The sequence below is a fragment of the Rhodococcus sp. 14-2496-1d genome (assembly GCF_002259365.1).
Taxonomy (GTDB): Bacteria; Actinomycetota; Actinomycetes; order Mycobacteriales; family Mycobacteriaceae; genus Rhodococcoides.
Genome location: NZ_NPFV01000012.1, coordinates 219,959 through 236,845 on the forward strand (window position 1 = coordinate 219,959; position 16,887 = coordinate 236,845).

Here is a 16,887-nt window from a genome sequence, read left to right on the forward strand (position 1 = left end):
GCCGGGAGGAGGCACCGGGCGACGACCGGGAGGATCGGAATGTCGACTGCCGCGCGGCGGCCCGGGCACGTCGGGACGCCGTCCGGAGTCGCTACGGCCCGGTTCGTTGCTACCCGGGTTGTTGTCGTAGGGGGAACTCACGTACGAATCTCCAGTAATTTCGGCGGCCGCGTCGAACTCTCGGTGGATGGGATCAGCGGAGCGATTGTGTCACTCACTCGCTGTTCGACGGTTCGGTTGTCGGGAACCCGATCGCGGACGACGGGGTTGTTTGGGCGCGGGAACGGCCCGTGGGACATAGGACTGGACGAGGTGGTTCCAACTGCACGACCTACACACCTCGACCACATGGACCGAGAACTCCTCCTGGGTCGCCGCGAGGCGGACGAGTTCGTCCGCAGTTCTCGCCGACCCGGACAGCGCCCCGAGCTTCTCGCCGAACACCCAGGACACCAGCGTGAGCTGCTCCTTGCGGCAGATGGGGCACACCACGTCGCTGCCGCGCCCGTGGAACTTGGCAGCGCGCAGCAGGTACGGATCTGCATCACAGACCGCTGCGACACCCGTCTTACCGGAGTAGACCTCGGCCAGCAGCGACCGACGCTGAAGGGCGTAGTCCACCACCTGTCGCTGAAGTCGCACGAGGACCAGAGTACGTGCGGCCCCTCCGATGCGGACCTGCGAACCCCGCCTCGGCAACGAGCAGGCCCCATTTCGGCCTCGAGACACAGTGCTCCACCTGTTGCGACGCGATGATCCGTCGTTCGTGATCATGCACACTGTGCCGATCCTCGCCGTGGGCATGACCGTCCGGTCCCTACACTCGCCCACATGTTCGCCACATCGGGAATACACGTGCGGCCCCGACGGGACGGCGACCTGAGCACCCTCCTACCCATCCTGCAACGTACGCACGAAACACAGCGCTATCCCATGCGCGCAGCGGCGGTGCGCGCCGACTGGCTTGCCGCACCCAACGAACTCGCAGCCTGGGTCGCCGAGCACGAGGGCACCGTCGTCGGACACATAGCGCTGCATCCGACGGCGTCACCGGGACAGGATCCCGGTGCGGACGATGCGAGCGCGCAGTGGCAACGAGCAACCGGGGTCGCTGCCGATCGACTCGCCGTCGTGTCGCGGTTGATGACCGACGGCTCCGTGCCGGGCAGCGGAACGGCGTTGCTCGCACACGCAGTGAATGCGGCACGGAGCGAGGGACGGGCACCGGTGCTGCTCGTCGATCCGAGTAGCGCCGCTCTCGGCTTCTACCGCCGGTGAGGCTGGCACCGAATCGGGACGGCTGCGCAGCAGTGGGGCGAGTACCGAGTCGACGCGGTGCTCATGGTGGCTCCGGTTCGCTGAACCGATAAGCCACTCCACGTTCACCCGCGCTCGGTCATGCCAACAGAGCAAACAGGGCACACACCACTGCACCGCAGAGACGTACGCGGTCTGCTGATCGCAGTCGACTCATCAAGTGTCCGTTGCGTCCCGCACGCCCCAGTTCGCCATGGACTGGAGCAGCCACGAATGCAGTCGCGAGCGCGGAGATCACTGCGCCGGCAACGCTGATCAGGGCAGCAAGGTGGGTCGAACCGGACACCAACACCCACAGACACGCAGCAGCGAGTAGTCCGTAGACCAGCCCGACTACGAGGGTGATGCGCCGCGAGTGAGCGTCATGGGCACGCTGCCAGTCGTCGTGCGGCACCTCCGCCAACGCCGGGTAGACGACGGCGGTCACCACCAACTGAAAGCCCAGGTGGAGGGCGGCAGCGGCGGCGAGCGCGTCGACCGGGGTCATGTGTCGCAGGATACGTTCACGGCCGAGTTGTCAGAATATGTATCGGCGCGATACATTCTTCGATAGTGCGGTCAATCGCATCGCCATGATGTGATCGTTGGATTCGAGAAGGGGGAGTTGCATGCTCGAGCTCGCAATTCTCGGACTGCTTCTCGAATCACCCATGCACGGTTACGAGCTCCGCAAGCGGCTGACCGGCCTGCTCGGAGCTTTTCGAGCGTTTTCGTACGGATCGCTGTACCCGGCACTCCGTCGACTTCAAACCGACGGACTCATCGCCGAGGACGCCGGTCCCGACTTGCTCGTGAAGAGACGAGCGAAACGGGTGTATCAGCTCACCCCGCTCGGCAGGGAACGATTTGCCGAACTGGTGGCCGACACCGGACCGCAGAACTACACCGACGACGGTTTCGGCGTACATCTTGCCTTCTTCAGTCGGACTCCCGCGGAAGCTCGAGTCCGCATTCTCGAAGGCAGACGTCGCCAGGTCGAGGAGCGCCGAGAAGGGCTCCGCGACGCTGTGGCCAAGGCGAACGGGACACTCGACCGCTACACCAGGCAGCTACACCAGCTCGGACTCGAATCGAGCGAACGCGAGGTGCGCTGGCTCAACGAAGTCATCGCAGCCGAGCAGGCCGACCCCAACCCAGCACCGTCCCACACAGCACCAAACAGGACAGTCAAGACAGAAGGAGAACCCGACCATGGGTGAGAACAACAACGCAATCCGCGTGGCCATTGTGGGTGTGGGCAACTGCGCCTCATCCCTGGTCCAGGGTGTCGAGTACTACAAGGACGCGGACGAGAACGCCACCGTCCCCGGCCTCATGCACGTCATGTTCGGCAAGTACCACGTCCGCGACGTCGAATTCGTCGCCGCGTTCGACGTGGACGCCAAGAAGGTCGGCTTCGACCTCTCCGAAGCCATCTTCTCCAGCGAGAACAACACCATCAAGATCGCCGACGTACCCCCGAAGGACGTCCACGTCCTCCGCGGACCGACGCTCGACGGCCTCGGCAAGTACTACCGCGAGACCATCACCGAGGCCGACGGCGACGCCGTCGACGTAGCGCAGGCCCTGCGCGACGCCAAGGTGGACGTGCTCGTGTCCTACCTCCCCGTCGGATCCGAAGAAGCCGACAAGTTCTACGCACAGGCCGCCATCGACGCAGGCGTCGCCTTCGTCAACGCACTGCCCGTCTTCATCGCCAGCGATCCCGTCTGGGCCAAGAAGTTCGAGGACGCAGGCGTCCCCATCGTCGGCGACGACATCAAGAGCCAGGTCGGTGCCACCATCACCCACCGCGTCATGGCGAAGCTCTTCGAAGACCGCGGCGTGCAGCTCGACCGCACCATGCAGCTCAACGTCGGCGGCAACATGGACTTCCTCAACATGCTCGAGCGCACCCGCCTCGAGTCGAAGAAGATCTCCAAGACCCAGGCCGTCACGTCGAACCTGCAGAAGGAATTCAACGCCAAGGACGTCCACATCGGACCGTCCGACCACGTCGGCTGGCTCGACGACCGCAAGTGGGCCTACGTCCGCCTCGAAGGCCGCGCCTTCGGTGACGTTCCCCTGAGCCTCGAGTACAAGCTCGAAGTATGGGACTCGCCCAACTCCGCAGGCGTCATCATCGACGCAGTCCGCGCCGCGAAAATCGCCAAGGACCGCGGCATCGGTGGACCCGTCATCCCCGCTTCGGCCTACCTGATGAAGAGCCCGCCGAAGCAGCTGGCCGACGACGTCGCTCGCGAACAACTCGAAGCGTTCATCATCGACGCGTAGGGCCCGCAGCTAGACGCGAACTTCCGCCCGCCGGTCCACTCGATGTGACATTGACCCCCGAAAAGGCCACTGAATGTCACATTGAGTACCGGCGGGTATTCGTCTATCCGGCCGCGGTGATTTCTCGTGGATCGAAGGTCACCTTGATATCCATGATTTTTCCGTTCTCGATTCGCTGCCAGTTGGCGGTGCTCGCCGGGGATGCGATGGACGTATGCAGGTCGAACCACGTCAGCACGTTGGTGCCGTCCACGAAGACATGGGCGATGTCGATATCGGTGACGATCTTCGACATTCCTTTCAATCCGGCCACACATTCCGCAGCATTGTCTGCTGTGCCGAGTGGTCCCCGGAACGTCGCGTCCTCGTGCAGGATCGACGCAAGCGTGTCGAAATCCTTCGCCTTCCAGGCCTCGAAGTAGGTTGCTGCAACTTCTTTCGGTGTCTGTGTCATGACATCGAGTCTCGAACGCACCGGACCAGAAGTCCAACAGTTGATAGCGATGATCGTCAGAAGTTTTACTCATAGCCGCAGCTGGAGTTCGCGCGCTATCGTGTGCTCGTGGCCATCGATCCCACTTCGAAGCATCCGGTCCTCGAACGTGTTCGCACGATGGCGTTCGCCTATCCCGAGGTGTCCGAGAAGATCTCCCATGGCCGGCCGACCTTCCGCACCGCCTCGGTGTTCGTCTACTTCGGCGGCGGTGTCAAAGGCGGCGACCAATACGACCTCTCGATCCTGGTCAAATGCGAGAGTGCCGAGGAGCAGCGCGCCTGCGAACTCGAACCCCGCTACTTCCACCCCGCGTACCTCGGCCCGGCCGGCTGGGTGGGCTTCGACCTGAGCGACGCCGACGACGACGTCTGGGCCGAGGCAGCCGAATTGATCGACTGCAGCTACCGCGTCACGGCCCCGAAGCGGAACATCGCCAGACTCGACGCCGGTGAGGGCCCGAATCTGGGAGTGCAGCAGTGGAATTGAGACAGCTGGAGTACTTCGTCGCAGTGGCCGAGGAAGCGAACTTCACTCGCGCCGCAGCCAGAGTGCACATCAGCCAATCAGGCGTCAGCGCACAGATCCGCGCGCTCGAACGCGAACTCGGTGCCGAATTGATCGACAGATCCGGCGGCACAGCAACATTGACCACCGCAGGTCAGGCCGCGCTGACACAAGCCCGCGCGACGCTGGCCGCCGCCGGCTCGGTCAGACAATCCGTCGACGACATCGCCGGACTCCTGCGGGGCTCGCTTCGCGTCGGGATGGTCACCGCCTGCACCGTCCCACAACTGTTCGACGCGTTGGCCCGCTTCCATTCGGCGCACCCCGGCGTCGAACTCGCTCTGCAGGAGGGTAATTCGGATCGCCTGGTGGCCGATGTGCGCGCAGGCGAACTCGACATCGCACTCGTAGGTGTCGCAGCTCGGGTCCCGGACGGATTGGAATCGATGGTGGTGATAGACGAACGCATCGTCGCAGCCGTTCCACCGCAGCATCCTCTGGCAGCACAGGGCGAGGCGACGTTGGCGCAGGTGTGCGAGCACCCGATCATCGCCCTTCCTCCCGGCACGGGCATCCGTGCGGTCTTCGACCGGGACTGTGCCGGAGTAGGACTCGCGCCGACGATCGCGTTGCAGGCCACCGCCCCCGCCGCCGTGGCCGACCTCGCCGCCCGCGGCCTGGGGGTGGCGATCCTCAGCGCATCGATGACGACGTCCTACGACGACACACTCGTTGCGGTGGAGCTCACGGACTCGCACACCGCCGCGCTGCTGGCCCTGGTCTGGCGGCCCAGGATGAACGCGGCACTGACCGAATTGGTTTCGGTGGCAACGCGCAGCTTCAACGAATCTTTTTGACGCAGAACCACAGTGCGATCAACAGACCCAGCAGCGCCACCGACGGCAGAACGCCGGGATTGCCCCCGATGATCCCGGCTACCGCAACGATCAGCGCCACGAGCGCGAAGAATCCCAGAATGCCCGCCAGCAACTGAAGATGGTCCTGAGCGGTCACGATTTGACGCCGCCCGCCGTCAGTCCGGAGATGATGCGACGCTGGAACAGCAGCACCATGATCACCAGTGGAATCGCCACGATGGTGCCCGCGGCCATGATCGCGGCATACGGCACCACCAACGGATCGTTGCCGGTGAACCGCGCGATGGCCACGGTGACCGGTTCGGTCCCGTCACTCGAGAGCTGACTGGCCAGCAGGTACTCGTTCACGGCTGCGATGAACGCGAGGATCGCGGTGGTGAACAGGGCAGGTGCGGCAAGGGGGAGCATCACCAGGCGGAATGCTTGGAAGCGCCCGGCACCGTCGATCCTTGCGGCTTCTTCGAGCTCCCAGGGCAATTCGGCGAAGAACGCGGCCAAGGTGTAGATCGTCAACGGCAGCACGAACGAGATGTTGGGGATGACCATCGCCTGGTAGCTGCCGATCCACCCGATGTTGGTGAAGAATTGGAACAGCGGGGTCACCAATGCGACGACGGGGAACATCGACGCACCTAGGATGATGCCAGTCACCACGTACTTGAAGCGGAAGTCGATGCGGGACAGCGCGTATGCCGTGAAGACGCCGATGACCAACGCGATCAGCGTGGTCGCGCCGCCTACGATCAGACTGTTCCCTACCGCACGCAGGAAATTGTTGCCGTTCGCCGTCGACAACGCGTTCTCGAAGTTCTCCCACGTGACGTGCGTCGGCCACGGCGTCGTGTCGAAGGTGTAACGCGGGTCGCGGAATGCAGTGACGACCATCCAATAGAACGGTGCCAGTCCCCAGACGAGGATGACGACGACACCGAGATAGATGCGGGCCTGTTTCATCGCCCGGCCCCCTTACGCTGATTCTCCTGGGTGGCAACGGCATTGGCTCCGAGGAATTTCACCAGGATGAAGGCCACGATGAAGATCATGACGAACGAGATGGTCGACAGCGACGCAGCGCTGTTGAACCCCTGCCGTATCTGCTCCACCACCAGGATGGAGATGGTTCGCGTGGCGGGGTTGCCCTCGGTGAGGATGGCCGGCAAGTCGTACATGCGCAGTGCGTCCATGGTGCGGAACAGAATTGCCACCATGAGCGCCGGCTTGACCAGCGGCAGTGTGATCTTGGTGAACCGCTGCCACGCCGACGCCCCGTCGACGCGAGCAGCCTCGTAGACGTCGGCGGGAATCATCTGCAGCCCGGCGAGAATCAACAGCGCCATGAACGGCGTCGTCTTCCACACGTCGGCGATGATCACTGCAAAACGAGCGGGCCAGGCGTCGCCGGTCCACAGAATGTTCGTTCCCAGAATGCGATTGGCGATGCCGTCGTACGCGAAGATGAAGTACCAGAGCTTGGCGGTGACAGCCGTCGGGATGGCCCAGGGGATCAGGATCGCGGCGCGGAGCAGAGCGCGTCCGGCGAAGGTCTTGCCCATGATCACGGCCATCGCGAAGCCGATGACGACCTCGATGGACACCGTCACGACGGTGAAGAACGCCGTGTTACCGACCGCGCCCCAGAACTGGGACCCGAGAGTTCCCGGCGGGCAGGGCACCGACGTGCCCGAGGCCGAGGTGCACTGCTGCAGAATCCAATGCGTGTAGTTGTCGAAGCCGGCAGATCCACCGGTGACGAACATACCGGTGGCGGGATCGAGACCTGGGTCCTTGGAGAAGGACATCACCAGGGCTCGGATCACCGGGTAGACGATGACGATCGCGAGGATCACCATCGTCGGTGCGATCAGCAGCCAGGCCCGACCAGGCGTCAGGCCGAAGCGCTTGTTCTTGGACCGCACATGCCGACCGCGGCCGGGGGACGAGCCCCCGGCCGCGGTGGTTGCGCCGGCCCCACTGGTCACACCAGCAGGTACAGCCATTGGTTCTCCCGAAATCAGTTGGCGCCGGCGGTTTCGATACCGGCCTGCATGTCGGTGATCGCCTGGTCCACGCTCTTCTCGCCCTTGATGGCGGCAGACACGTTGTCCTGCACAGCCTTCGAGACGGCCGGGTAGAACGGGGTGACAGGGCGCGGGACGGCATTCTCGATGGACGCCTTCAATGCGGGAAGGTACGGCATCGCAGCGATCAGTGCGGGATCGTCGTACAGCGACGAGAGCACGGGCGGCAGAGCGCCCTCGGCGATGATGCGCTGAGCCTTCTCGCCCTGCATGAATCGCAGGAAGTCGGCAGCAGTGGCCTTGTTCTCGGAGTACGCGCTGATCGCGGCGTTGTATCCACCGAGCGTCGACGTGCCGACGCCGGTGACCCCGGGAAGCGGTGCGACCGCGTACTTGCCGGCCACAGCCGAACCCTCCTCTGCGGCGGTGCCGTAAACGTACGGCCAGTTGCGCAGGAACAGTGTCTTTCCGTCCTGGAACGCCTGCTGGCTCTCGGACTCCTTGAATGTGGTGTCCTGGGCCGGGATGACGCCTGTCTCGAACGCGGTGACCAGGGTCTGCAGTCCGGCCTTGGCCTCCGGGCTGTCGACGGTGGGGGTCTTGCCGTCTTCGCCGACAATCGATCCGCCGTGCGCGTTGATGATCTCCGACGCGTTGGCAGTCAGACCCTCGTAGGGGGCGAATTGCCCTGCGTAGCAGTCGATGTTGTTGTCGCGCGCGACCTGGCAATCCTCGGTGAGCTCGGCCCAGGTGGTGGGTGCCTCGGGGAGCAGATCACTGCGGTAGTAGAGCAGTCCGCCGTTGGTGTTCTTCGGCGCGGCGTACTGCTTGCCGTTGTAGGTCGCACTCGCGACGGTCGCGGGCAGAACGCCTGCGTTGTCGAGTGCGAATTCACCCTCGAGCGGCACGAGCCAGCCCTTGGCTGCGAACTCGGCGGTCCAGACGACATCGAGTGCCATCACGTCGTAGTCGCTCTGCTGGGCCTGGAGCTGTTGAACGAAGTCGTCGTGGGCCTGATCGGCGTCGGCGGACTGTTCCTTGAAGGTGACCTGCTCATCGGGGTTGGCGGCGTTCCACTCCGAGATGATCTGCTGGACGACACCGGTCTCGGTGGTGTCCTGTCCCTCTACATAGGTGATAGGTCCACGGCCGTCGGCATTTTCGGACGCAGCGCCCGAATCGCCGCTCGATCCGCTGTCGCTCGAACATCCGGTGAGCGTCAGCAGCGTAGCTGCTGTCGCAACCACTGCCACCTTCGTGATCAAAGACGCCATTGTTCTCTCCACTTACTTCTACGCGGTGGTATGTGCCCGGAGTTGGGCACGCAGAATCTCGCTGTGATGCTCCCCCTGACACATATGTCGATGGGTACTGTGGCACACATCGCACCGCGCAGTGGTCATTTTTGCCTTCCTGAATCGGTCAACCCGGGGGTGTCGGAGAGGGCCGGTAGCCTCTCGCTCATGAGTTCGGACAAGATGCTGACGCGGATCGGTGGGCTGCTTCGCCAAGCCGAGTCCACCGACAACCCACACGAGGCCGAGGCCTTCATGGAGGCCGCTCAGCGTTTGGCGACGTCGGCATCGGTCGATCTGGCGGTGGCGCGCTCGCACAGTGCGTCCAGGGAGCGACAGGCGACGCCGAGCCAGAAGGTCATCCCCATCGGAGAACCGGGCAAGCGTGGACTCAAGACCTACGTGCATCTGTTCGTGGCCATCGCGCACGCCAACGATGTTCAGTGCGATGTGTCTCGATCGTCGACGCAGGTGTTCGCCTACGGCTTCGACTCCGACATCGAGACCACCGAGGCGCTGTATTCCTCACTGTTGATCCAGATGGTGCGAGCATCGGACGCGTACATCAAATCCGGCGCGTACCGGTCCGAGACGGCCATCCGAACCGTCACCGAGATCAAGAATCGCCGACGCTACACCCGACGCGAGGAAGTGCCGGTCGCTGCGGTGACGGCTCGGCTGAACTTCCAGACCGCATTCGCGTCGCGCATCGGTCAACGGCTCGGCGACGTGAAGAAGGAGACCGAGGCCAAAGCCATCGAACAAGAACCACAGGGCGCTGGGACAGCACTGGTGTTGCGCAACAAGGAGATCGAGCTCCGGGACTACTACCGTCAGACCTCGACTGCTCGGGGACACTGGCGAGGCCAGAGCGCGAACGCCGGGTACTCCGAGGGCGCACGAAAGGCCGGCGACCGCGCGGGGCGAAACGCAAAGATCGGCGGTCATGCCGAAATAGACGCAGCAAGCAGGCAGCTGGGACGCTGACCACTGCGTTCGTGGTGAAGAAGCGAGCAGTACCTCGCCCGGGTGGTCCGGTGGTGTCGGTAACGGTCCCATCGATCTCGGCTATCGACGTACCGAACAATCGGAGCACCGCGGTTGTATCGACCGTTTCGGAAACCGCTACGACCGAACCATGTTCGGTGAGTGCAGCAGCACAGTCGAGTTCTGCGCGTCCCCAGCTTCCGCCGCGCTGCCACCGAGCTTCAGGTCTCGCGGGTCGTTCCCGCAAACGCGCGCGCATTCGCCAGGTGCGCACGGATTCGCGTCGAATCGAGGGCGAATCTGCGCGCGAATGACAAACGCGCGCGCGTTTGCGGGAAACCGGGGGCGCGGCGGGAAATTGGGGGGCGAATCTGCGCGCGAATGACAAACGCGCGCGCGTTTGCGGGAAACTGGGGGCGCGGCGGGAAATTGGGGGGCGAATCTGCGCGCGGATGACAAACGCGCGCGCGTTTGCGGGAGACTGGGGGCGCGGCGGAAACTGGGGCGGAGCAGCGGGGTCAGTCGAGGCGGGAGAGCACCACGCGCAGGCCGATGACACTGGCGATGGGGAACAGGGCCGCGACCAGCCACGGGATGGCTGCGCCCCAACCGGTGGCGGGGGATGCGTCGATCACCACGCCGAGTGCGGTCGATCCGATGAGCACTCCGATGCCCCCGAGCGAGGCCATGAAACCGTAGTACGAACCGAGTCGACGTTCGGCGGCCATGCGCGGCACCAGATCCCGCGCCTGAGGCATGGCGATCATCTGCCCCAGCGCGAGCAGCAGGACGAAGAGCGCAGCCGGGATCAGCCCGAGGAGACCTTCCAACTCCAGTGGACTGAATACCGCCACGAGTGCGAACGATGCTGCCATGACGGCGAATCCGATCGGCAGCGTGATTCGCGGTGATACCCCCGCGACGCGTCGAGTGATGGGCAGTTGCGCCGTCACCACGAGAACTGCCGAGATCGCGAAGAACCAGCCCAGCACCGTCTGCGAGCCCCAGGCGCGTTCGACCTCGAGTGGCAACAGCAGGTACAGCTGGTTGTAGGCCACCAACTGCGCGCTCATCGCCACCGCGAACAGCACGAAGGTCCGGTTGCGCACCACGTCGGTCCAACCCGAGAGCCATGGGTCGTCGCGATGTTCGCCGCGCTCACGCGGCAGCCACCGCACGTGAGCGGCGATGACCAAAACGAAGATGGCCGCAGCCACGAGGCACGCGATCCTGAAATCGACGAGCAACAGTACCGATCCGACGAGCGGGCCGGTGAAGGAGCCGATCTGGCTGCACACCGACATCAGCGCGAAGCTCTCGACGCGCGTGGCTCCGCCGTCGCGTTCGCTCTTGCCCGCTTCGATCGCCACTGCGGATTCGACTGCAGGGGAGAACAATGCGGCTGCGAATCCCACCAGCACCGTGGCGATCAGCACAGCAGGCAGGGAATCGGCGAAGGCGAGACCGACGAATCCCAGCACCCGCAACACACACCCGACGACTACGACCGGCTTGATTCCCCACCGATCGGCGAGGGTGCCACCGACGAAGAACAGTCCCTGTTGCGAGAAGGTCCTGATCCCGAGGACCACACCGACGAGCGCGGCCCCGAGCCCGAGATCGGCTGTCAGATGCACCGACAGATACGGCAACACCATGAAAAAGCCGATATTGAAGGTCATTTGAGTCAGGACGAGCAAACGGACGGTAGGCGTGGCTCGCCGCAGATCGACCAGAAACGACCACCGCCACCGCGTCGGAGATCCGTCGGTCCTCGTGCTCACGTACTGCGTCCTCCTGCGTCGACTTTCTCGATGACGCTACCGGTCTTGCGCACCCGCCCCGAGGTGGCACCGGCGATCGAGACTGCGAGAACGGCGAGTGCGATCAAGGACGCGAGTGGAGCAGCAGTGACCCACGGTGCCCGCTCGACGGCGGCGACCCCGTCGGACAGTATCAATCCCCAATCCGCAGTGGGGGGTTGCGGACCGAGGCCGAGGAATCCGAGAGCGGCCAGAGCGAGGGCGACACCGGGGAGCCGAATCATGGCGTGTCGCAGCACTACCGGAACGACGCTGGGCACGATGGACCCGAACAGGATTCGCGCAGTGCCTGCCCCGAGTGTCGGCAGGATGGAAATGTAGGGCCGAGCGCGAGTCTCCTCGACGAGAGCGGCTGTGTGCGCGGCGAGCGGAGCCCACGTGACGATGAGGACGGCAACGGCCGCCCCGCCTGCACTCGGACCCCAGATCGCTGCGATCAGAATGCCGGTGACGACGGGTGGTGCCGCATTGGTGACCTCGACCAGCCCACGGGAGGCCCGCGGAATCAGTCCCATCAGCACCCCGACCACCAGCGCCGCAAGCGTCACGGCAAGCGAGAGACCGATGGAGCGCAGTGCGCCGTCGGCGACGCGGGCCAACAGATCTCGACCCGAGGCGTCAGTTCCGAACGGGTGGGCCGGCGACGGAGCCGAGAACTTCTCCCGCGTCGTCGCCTGGCCGTCGCGGGGGAGTCCGGCAAGCACCATGACCAGCAGGACCGACGCCGCAGCGATCGGCACCAGCCACCGTCGCGGCGACGGGTGGAAGACGCCGGACGGGATGGGCATCGCCTTCTCGTGCAGTGCGCTACCGAGCAGAAACCGTCGGGCCAGTTCGGCGGAAATCCCCAGAACGGCACTGACGGCCAGCAGTAACAGGATGTCGATCTGCAGGGCGGGCAGATCCTGCGATTGCGCATCGCCGAGGGTGGTGCGACCCAATCCCGGTATGGCGAAGACTTTTTCGACGGCCACAGCCCCGCCGGTCATCGCGACCATGATCAGACCGATCTGCGATGCGAGGCCGGGAAGGGCACGTCGCAGAACCGCACCGGCGATCTGTGGCCGCGAGAAGCCTGCGACCGTCCACGTGATGACCCACCCCTCGGTGAAGGTGACGGCGATCGCGTCGGCGAGCAATCGCCCGATCAGCCCGCCCGCAGGCAAACCGAGTGCGAGCGCAGGCAGCACCGCGTACTCGGGACCGTTCCAGCCGTAGGCCGGAAACGACAACCACACGGCACCGAGAACGACGAGTACCGACGCGAGCAGAAACTCCGGCATCGACGTGAGTGCGGCCGCGACGCCGCCCCCGGTCCGTCTCGGTGTACCGCGGAGCCCGGCCCGAACGCTGGGAACGACCACGAGGGCGGCGGCTGCGATCGCGACGACCATCGCGAACCCCATCAGTGTCAGCGACACCAGCAGCGCATCGAGGGCCCCAGGTAGCACCGGTTCACCTGTGTTCCAGGATGTTCCGGGATTGCCCGACGCGATGCCGGTGAGCCAGTCCCAGAACATTCGCAGCGGCCCGGCATCGAGGCCAATGTCGCGGCGAATGGCTGCCAGGGCCTCGGGGGTTGCTTCCTGCTCGGCCGAGCGGGCCCGCAGAAGGCTCAGTGCCGGATCGCGATCGGACAGCCACGGCAGCATTCCGACGAGGAGGACGACACCGGCGACGGCAACCAGCCTCGAGGCGGTTGTTCTCACTGCTTACTCGAAGGCGGTCTGGTTGGTGATGAGCGTGCGTTCCCTCGGATCGCGGGCGACGCCGGTGATGCCTTCGGATTCGCCCTGGATGACGCGTTCGTGCAGCATCGGCACGGCCGCACCCTTCTCCAGGATCAGCTTCTCGGCGTCCAGGATCGCGGCGCGGCGGTCGTCTCCGGGTTCGGTGGCCGAGGCGTCTGCCAACGCCGCGTCGACCTGCAGGTCGCAGAACTGGGAGATGTTGAACGATCCCTCACAAGCGAAGTCGGAGAACATGTATGCCACGGGGTCACCGGAATCGAGCACGGTGGCGCGGGAGAGAATGAAGGCATCGAATGCGCCACTGAGCGCGTCGGTTTCGATGAACTGGTATTCGCGCACCACCTGCTCGACGACGAAGCCCTTCGCCTCGAGTTCCTGCTGCAGCAGCACGGCGACCTCGGGAAGTTCGGCACGGTCGGTGAACGTGGCGAGCGTGATCTTCTTGTCGGTGGCATCACCCGCCGGTGTGTCGGTGCGGGCGGGACGGCCCGCCGCCCACGGCAGCGCGGGGCCGAGCAGCCCGTTCGCGGCGTCCGCGCGGCCCTCGTAGACCTGCTCGACCAGACGATCCTTGTCCACCGACTCCCGTGCGGCGGCGCGCATGGCCGGATCGGCGAACACGCCGGACGACGTGTTCAGGTACAGGGTGTTGGTACGCGGCATCGGAACCTCGTGCACCAGCGACGGGTCGATGTTGGCGGCCTGCGATACCGGAATCGCCTCCACCACATCGGCGGTGCCGTTGCGGAGCGCCGCTGCGCGGGCCGTACCGTCGGGCACGAAGTCGACGTCGATGCCGGCGAGCGTCGCGGTCTCACCCCAGTAGTTCTCGTTGCGATCCAGCGTGGCACTGGATGTGCCGTTCACAGCGGTCAACACGAACGGTCCGGTGCCGGTTCCGACGGGGTCGCTGCCGCCTGCGGAGTACGCCGCGGGTGCCAGGATGGCGAGCTGAGGGCTCGAGAGTCGTTGCGGCACCAGTGGATCGACGTCCTCGGTGGTCACCTCCACCGAATCGTCGTCGGTGGCGGTCACCGTCAGCTCGACGCCGTCGAGGATGCGCGGTTTCGGCGCGGCGGTGGTGGCAGCGGTCAGTGCGGTGACGACGGCGGCGGAGTCGAGCGGCGCACCGTTGTGGAACCTCACGTCGGGTCGGAGGTCGAAACTCCAGGTGCGCTCGTCGACGCGGTTCCAGGCGGTGGCCAGAGCCGGCTGCGCGTCACCGAGATCATCGAGCGTGACCAGGGTTTCGGCGGTGGACCAGCGCGAGAGTTTGAAGGCATCGTCGCTGAACTGCGAGAGCCCCGAGCGTGGCGGCTGCAGCATTGCAACGCGGGCCCTGTCCGTGGTGCCGTCGGAAGGGGCCGAAGAAAAGCAGCCGGTCAGCGTGAGGGTTCCTACCGCTGCCAGGGTGCCGAGGCGGAAGGCTTTGGTGGTCAATGGATCTCCTGTGGTGGTGCGAGCCGGGGTACGGCGTCGATCAGGTCTCGGGTGTACGGGTGCTGTGGGTCGGTGAGAAGGTCTCGTACACTGCCGGTTTCGACGATCCGGCCGTCGTGCATCACCGATACCTCGCGGCAGAGTCGTGCGACCGCAGACAGGTCGTGGCTCACGATCAGCAGGGCGCTCGGTAGGCCGGCCAGCACTGAGAGGACCTGCTCACGCAGTTCGGGGTCCAGTCCGCTGACCGGCTCGTCCGCCAGCAGGTACCGCGGTTCGCATGCCACCGCACGCGCAATGGCGACGCGTTGATTCTGGCCACCGGACAGTTCCGTCGGGCGGCGCTGCAGATAACGCTGGTCCAGCCCGACGGCAGCGAGTGCGGCACCTGCCTTGGCTCGATGATCGCCGTCGATGCCGAGCAGTCGCAGCGGCGTAGCCACCAGATCCAGGACACTGCGGCGTGGGTCGAGACTGGTGGCGGGGTCCTGGGGTACGTACTGCACCAATCGGCGAAACCACCGCAGCGATCTCGCGGAACCCGGACGGACGTTGCGCCCCTCCAGTTCCACGGTGCCCGCATCAGGGGAGTCCAGTGCCAGCAGCATGCGCAGCACAGTGGTTTTCCCCGAACCGGATTCGCCGACAACGGCGACGCGACCGGCAGGCGGTAGCGAAAGCGAGACAGCGTCCAGCGCGGTACGAGACGATCCGTGCCGAACGTAGGTGCGCGTGATGTTCGTCGCCGCCAATCCCGCAGTCATCGCGCTACCAGCTGACGAAACGGATCGGCGGCGCGAGCTCGATCGAGCATGCGCACCACGAGATCGGACCTGGGACTGTCGAGAATCTCTGCCGTGGAACCTGATTCGACGATGCGTCCCGAGTCGAGAACCATCAGGTGATCGCACAGCTGTGCGGCGACGGCGATGTCGTGCGTGATCAGCAGCAGCGAGGCCACCTCACGAAGAGCGTCGAGTACCCGCGCCTGGCTGACCACATCGAGGGCCGTCGTCGGCTCGTCCGCGATCACCAGCGGGCTCTCGCGCGCCAATGCGACTGCGATACAGACGCGTTGACGCTGACCACCGGACAGCTCGAGCGGGTGCGCGGCCAGGATGCGTTCGGTGTCGCGCAGACCCACACGCTCGAGCAGCGCGGAGGCGTCGCGCGCGCGGAGTTGCCTGCCGACGGTGACCATCGGGTTCAGCGCGGTGGCCGAATCCTGGAACACCATCGCCGGACGGGCGGTGCGCGGTCGCCGGGGCGTCGGAACCCCGGTGACGTCGTGGCCGTCGACGAGAATGCTGCCGCTGCAGGTGATGCCCGGCGGCAGCGCTCCGACCAACGCCGAAGCGATCATCGACTTTCCCGATCCCGACGCACCCAGAAGGCCGAGGCGTCGACCGGCGGGGATCTCGAAGGACACGTGCCGGACGATGCGCGAGTGTCCGGCGTCGATGCAGAGGTCATCGACGGCGAGCACGGTTTCTCCTGGGCTTGAAGGTGTTTATGAATGCGACAATCGTTGTCGATAGAGGACTGTAGGCGAATCGGGAAGGCGACACAAATTAGGCTGATCCGATGAGCAGGGCGAGGGACGCGCAGCGAGCGGCCGTCTACGACGCCGAGCAACTGGTCCGCACCATGTTCGATCGCGCCGAGGAGCGAGGTCTTCGCATGGTGGAGGTGATGGGTTCGCAGATCACGCTGCCGATCGAGCGCAAATTCGCCTCCATCGAGTCGGTGCAGGCGTACGTCGATGCGGTGCTCGGGCTGGATTGGGTCGCCGCCACCTGGCCCGAGGCCGGTCTTGTGATCACCGTCCGGGCCCGTTCGGGTTCGGCTGCGGCGCATTACGAATCGGACACCGCCACCATTGCCGTGCCCCTGCATCGGGGTAACAGGGCCTGGGCGCTGCGGGAGCTGGTGGTGTTGCACGAGCTCGCGCACCATTTCGCCGAGGAGAACGAGCAGCAGCACGGCGGCGCATTCGTCGACCGCTACATCACCCTCGTCGGCGAGATCGTCGGCTCCGAGGCCGGGTTCGTACTGCGCGCGATGATGGCCGAGAGCGGCGTCCGCATCGGCTGATCGCATTCGG

General features: G+C 65.2%; 19 protein-coding genes. 7 read left to right on the forward strand and 12 right to left on the reverse strand.

The genetic code is table 11. The features are described 5' to 3' along the window. Nucleotides 1-210: 210 nt before the first annotated feature. Nucleotides 211-642, reverse strand: a complete 432-nt coding sequence (locus CH296_RS09355) for a DUF5318 domain-containing protein (RefSeq protein WP_256980394.1) — start codon at nucleotides 640-642, stop codon at nucleotides 211-213. A 189-nt stretch (nucleotides 643-831) separates the two neighbouring features. On the opposite strand from CH296_RS09355, the gene CH296_RS09360 reads away from it, so the two are divergent. Then, complete coding sequence (locus CH296_RS09360; RefSeq protein ID WP_094684562.1) at nucleotides 832-1,278, forward strand: GNAT family N-acetyltransferase; 447 nt, start codon at nucleotides 832-834, stop codon at nucleotides 1,276-1,278. A gap of 118 nt (nucleotides 1,279-1,396) precedes the next feature. Here the strand turns inward: CH296_RS09360 and CH296_RS09365 are convergent, their stop codons facing one another. Next, a complete protein-coding gene (locus tag CH296_RS09365) occupies nucleotides 1,397-1,804 on the reverse strand; it encodes a hypothetical protein (RefSeq protein WP_094684563.1) in 408 nt (135 codons plus the stop codon). Nucleotides 1,805-1,925: 121 nt separating this feature from the next. On the opposite strand from CH296_RS09365, the gene CH296_RS09370 reads away from it, so the two are divergent. Both CH296_RS09370 and CH296_RS09375 read left to right on the forward strand, forming a co-directional pair. Beyond that, on the forward strand, nucleotides 1,926-2,516 hold the full coding sequence (locus CH296_RS09370) for a PadR family transcriptional regulator (RefSeq protein WP_032396938.1): 591 nt from the start codon (nucleotides 1,926-1,928) through the stop codon (nucleotides 2,514-2,516). Further along, nucleotides 2,509-3,591, forward strand: coding sequence for an inositol-3-phosphate synthase (locus CH296_RS09375; protein WP_032396939.1), 1,083 nt, complete (start codon nucleotides 2,509-2,511; stop codon nucleotides 3,589-3,591). Before CH296_RS09370 ends, CH296_RS09375 begins: the two co-directional genes overlap by 8 nt. A 103-nt stretch (nucleotides 3,592-3,694) precedes the next feature. Here the strand turns inward: CH296_RS09375 and CH296_RS09380 are convergent, their stop codons facing one another. Beyond that, nucleotides 3,695-4,045, reverse strand: coding sequence for a nuclear transport factor 2 family protein (locus CH296_RS09380; protein ID WP_094684564.1), 351 nt, complete (start codon nucleotides 4,043-4,045; stop codon nucleotides 3,695-3,697). 108 nt (nucleotides 4,046-4,153) lie between these two features. Between CH296_RS09380 and CH296_RS09385 the strand changes: the two genes are divergently transcribed. Together CH296_RS09385 and CH296_RS09390 are read left to right on the forward strand one after the other, a co-directional pair. After that, nucleotides 4,154-4,573, forward strand: a complete 420-nt coding sequence (locus CH296_RS09385) for an MmcQ/YjbR family DNA-binding protein (RefSeq protein ID WP_373453902.1) — start codon at nucleotides 4,154-4,156, stop codon at nucleotides 4,571-4,573. Further along, nucleotides 4,564-5,448: a LysR family transcriptional regulator gene (locus CH296_RS09390; RefSeq protein ID WP_094684565.1), complete on the forward strand. Its 885-nt coding sequence runs from the start codon at nucleotides 4,564-4,566 to the stop codon at nucleotides 5,446-5,448. Before CH296_RS09385 ends, CH296_RS09390 begins: the two co-directional genes overlap by 10 nt. Here CH296_RS09390 and CH296_RS28890 read toward each other — a convergent pair. The 4 genes from CH296_RS28890 to CH296_RS09405 are packed head-to-tail and all read right to left on the reverse strand — an operon-like array spanning nucleotide 5,432 to nucleotide 8,761. Beyond that, a complete protein-coding gene (locus CH296_RS28890) occupies nucleotides 5,432-5,605 on the reverse strand; it encodes a hypothetical protein (protein WP_179272810.1) in 174 nt (57 codons plus the stop codon). The genes CH296_RS09390 and CH296_RS28890 overlap by 17 nt on opposite strands. After that, on the reverse strand, nucleotides 5,602-6,423 hold the full coding sequence (locus CH296_RS09395) for a carbohydrate ABC transporter permease (protein ID WP_094684566.1): 822 nt from the start codon (nucleotides 6,421-6,423) through the stop codon (nucleotides 5,602-5,604). The genes CH296_RS28890 and CH296_RS09395 overlap by 4 nt, the downstream gene beginning before the upstream one ends. Further along, nucleotides 6,420-7,466, reverse strand: a complete 1,047-nt coding sequence (locus CH296_RS09400; protein ID WP_179275492.1) for a carbohydrate ABC transporter permease — start codon at nucleotides 7,464-7,466, stop codon at nucleotides 6,420-6,422. The genes CH296_RS09395 and CH296_RS09400 overlap by 4 nt, the downstream gene beginning before the upstream one ends. Before the next feature lie 14 nt (nucleotides 7,467-7,480). Further along, complete coding sequence (locus tag CH296_RS09405; RefSeq protein WP_032396943.1) at nucleotides 7,481-8,761, reverse strand: ABC transporter substrate-binding protein; 1,281 nt, start codon at nucleotides 8,759-8,761, stop codon at nucleotides 7,481-7,483. 189 nt (nucleotides 8,762-8,950) lie between these two features. On the opposite strand from CH296_RS09405, the gene CH296_RS09410 reads away from it, so the two are divergent. Then, the gene (locus CH296_RS09410; RefSeq protein WP_094684567.1) at nucleotides 8,951-9,769 is read left to right on the forward strand and encodes a DUF2786 domain-containing protein; all 819 of its coding nucleotides are present in this window, start codon (nucleotides 8,951-8,953) and stop codon (nucleotides 9,767-9,769) included. Nucleotides 9,770-10,287: 518 nt separating this feature from the next. Here the strand turns inward: CH296_RS09410 and CH296_RS09415 are convergent. From CH296_RS09415 to CH296_RS09435, 5 genes are read right to left on the reverse strand one after another with little or no spacing between them, the layout of a single operon-like run. Beyond that, complete coding sequence (locus CH296_RS09415) at nucleotides 10,288-11,553, reverse strand: MFS transporter (protein ID WP_094684568.1); 1,266 nt, start codon at nucleotides 11,551-11,553, stop codon at nucleotides 10,288-10,290. After that, a complete protein-coding gene (locus CH296_RS09420; protein ID WP_218830249.1) occupies nucleotides 11,550-13,301 on the reverse strand; it encodes an ABC transporter permease subunit in 1,752 nt (583 codons plus the stop codon). Before CH296_RS09420 ends, CH296_RS09415 begins: the two co-directional genes overlap by 4 nt. Nucleotides 13,302-13,304: 3 nt before the next feature. Then, entirely contained in the window at nucleotides 13,305-14,783 is a 1,479-nt protein-coding gene (locus CH296_RS09425) for an ABC transporter substrate-binding protein (protein ID WP_256980395.1), read from the reverse strand. Next, nucleotides 14,780-15,547 (reverse strand): ABC transporter ATP-binding protein, encoded by a 768-nt coding sequence (locus CH296_RS09430; protein WP_094682446.1) that lies wholly within the window; start codon nucleotides 15,545-15,547, stop codon nucleotides 14,780-14,782. The genes CH296_RS09425 and CH296_RS09430 overlap by 4 nt, the downstream gene beginning before the upstream one ends. Continuing rightward, nucleotides 15,544-16,269, reverse strand: coding sequence for an ABC transporter ATP-binding protein (locus CH296_RS09435; RefSeq protein ID WP_094656672.1), 726 nt, complete (start codon nucleotides 16,267-16,269; stop codon nucleotides 15,544-15,546). The genes CH296_RS09430 and CH296_RS09435 overlap by 4 nt, the downstream gene beginning before the upstream one ends. A 98-nt stretch (nucleotides 16,270-16,367) precedes the next feature. Here CH296_RS09435 and CH296_RS09440 point away from each other — a divergent pair, with 98 nt between their 5' ends. Next, nucleotides 16,368-16,877: a TIGR04338 family metallohydrolase gene (locus tag CH296_RS09440; RefSeq protein WP_094656673.1), complete on the forward strand. Its 510-nt coding sequence runs from the start codon at nucleotides 16,368-16,370 to the stop codon at nucleotides 16,875-16,877. Nucleotides 16,878-16,887: the final 10 nt, after the last annotated feature.

Excerpts from the sequence above, each read along its gene's own strand:
- CH296_RS09395 (WP_094684566.1), bottom strand. The coding sequence starts at position 6,423 with ATGAAACAGGCCCGCATCTATCTCGGTGTCGTCGTCATCCTCGTCTGG.
- CH296_RS09410 (WP_094684567.1), top strand. The coding sequence starts at position 8,951 with ATGAGTTCGGACAAGATGCTGACGCGGATCGGTGGGCTGCTTCGCCAA.
- CH296_RS09430 (WP_094682446.1), bottom strand. The coding sequence starts at position 15,547 with ATGACTGCGGGATTGGCGGCGACGAACATCACGCGCACCTACGTTCGG.
- CH296_RS09400 (WP_179275492.1), bottom strand. The coding sequence starts at position 7,466 with ATGGCTGTACCTGCTGGTGTGACCAGTGGGGCCGGCGCAACCACCGCG.
- CH296_RS09405 (WP_032396943.1), bottom strand. The coding sequence starts at position 8,761 with ATGGCGTCTTTGATCACGAAGGTGGCAGTGGTTGCGACAGCAGCTACG.
- CH296_RS09365 (WP_094684563.1), bottom strand. The coding sequence starts at position 1,804 with ATGACCCCGGTCGACGCGCTCGCCGCCGCTGCCGCCCTCCACCTGGGC.
- CH296_RS09380 (WP_094684564.1), bottom strand. The coding sequence starts at position 4,045 with ATGACACAGACACCGAAAGAAGTTGCAGCAACCTACTTCGAGGCCTGG.
- CH296_RS09440 (WP_094656673.1), top strand. The coding sequence starts at position 16,368 with ATGAGCAGGGCGAGGGACGCGCAGCGAGCGGCCGTCTACGACGCCGAG.
- CH296_RS09360 (WP_094684562.1), top strand. The coding sequence starts at position 832 with ATGTTCGCCACATCGGGAATACACGTGCGGCCCCGACGGGACGGCGAC.
- CH296_RS09370 (WP_032396938.1), top strand. The coding sequence starts at position 1,926 with ATGCTCGAGCTCGCAATTCTCGGACTGCTTCTCGAATCACCCATGCAC.
- CH296_RS09375 (WP_032396939.1), top strand. The coding sequence starts at position 2,509 with ATGGGTGAGAACAACAACGCAATCCGCGTGGCCATTGTGGGTGTGGGC.